This window comes from Poseidonocella sp. HB161398 (assembly GCF_005870025.1).
In the GTDB taxonomy this organism is placed as follows: Bacteria; Pseudomonadota; Alphaproteobacteria; order Rhodobacterales; family Rhodobacteraceae; genus Mangrovicoccus.
The window spans coordinates 1-1,031 of record NZ_VATA01000233.1; the positions used below are offsets into that span (position 1 = coordinate 1).

A 1,031-nucleotide genomic window follows, 5' to 3' on the forward strand; every position below is an offset into this window, starting at 1 on the left:
CAGCGGACCACGGTAGGATCAGCGACTGGGGTGAAGTCGTAACAAGGTAGCCGTAGGGGAACCTGCGGCTGGATCACCTCCTTTCTAAGGATGTTCCTGGCAGATTGGCTTGCCTTTCTCGTGGAACACTTAGCAGCGCCAATGGCGCATATACGGCCGGACCGTCCCCATATCTCTTCAGTTTTGAAACATCATTCGGGCCGCCTGGCTCGTCTGAATGGCCCGACCAGCGCGGCGCTGAAGGAAGCCACCCTCTCGGCATTTGCTTCGCAAACGCCTGCCGGGCTCGTGTTTCCTTCGGAAACACACGGGTCGGTAGCTCAGGTGGTTAGAGCGCACGCCTGATAAGCGTGAGGTCGGAGGTTCAAGTCCTCCTCGACCCACCAAAAGATCGGTTGCCTTGCAAAAGACATCGGGGCCTTTCCCCTCTCGGCGAATTGCTGCGCAATTCACCTGCCGGGTTGCGGCCCCATTGGAATTTGCGCGGCAAATTCCAATGGGGCCTTAGCTCAGCTGGGAGAGCGCCTGATTTGCATTCAGGAGGTCAGGAGTTCGATCCTCCTAGGCTCCACCAAAACTTCGGATACTCAGTCAAAACCGATCCGGCCTGACCGGAAAGCGCCTGCGGGCGTTTTCCCGTCCAGCCGGACACGACGGATCACTAGCTGGTCCGCTGACATCGTTCATAGAGAGAAACAACATCAGAACCGCTGGTTCCTCCAAGTGCGGAGGAACTTGAAGCGCCTGTCCTCAAGTAGCCGAATAGGCGGTAGGACATCAAAGGCACTTCGAAAGCGGTTTTGTCCAAGTCAAGTACACTAACCCGCGTGATTAACCATCACGCAGTGCTTCATTGCGAACCAGCGTGAAGCACGGGAAAAAGTACGACTTCTGATCTCAAGCCCCGGAAGACAAAAGGCCGGGGCAGCGTAGGAGCGGTCTTGCTCTTACCGGGTCAGATCAAGCGCGAAAAGGGCGTTTGGTGGATGCCTTGGCAGCAAGAGGCGATGAAGGACGTGATACCCTGCGAT

The 1,031-nt window shown here is 56.7% G+C and carries 2 tRNA genes and 1 rRNA gene; all 3 read left to right on the forward strand.

What is annotated here, in order from left to right:
• Positions 1-84 (forward strand): 16S ribosomal RNA (locus FGX59_RS36980); the annotation flags it as partial.
• A 225-nt stretch (positions 85-309) separates the two neighbouring features.
• Positions 310-386 (forward strand) — tRNA-Ile (locus FGX59_RS36985).
• A gap of 112 nt (positions 387-498) precedes the next feature.
• Positions 499-574, forward strand: a tRNA-Ala gene (locus FGX59_RS36990).
• Positions 575-1,031: the final 457 nt, after the last annotated feature.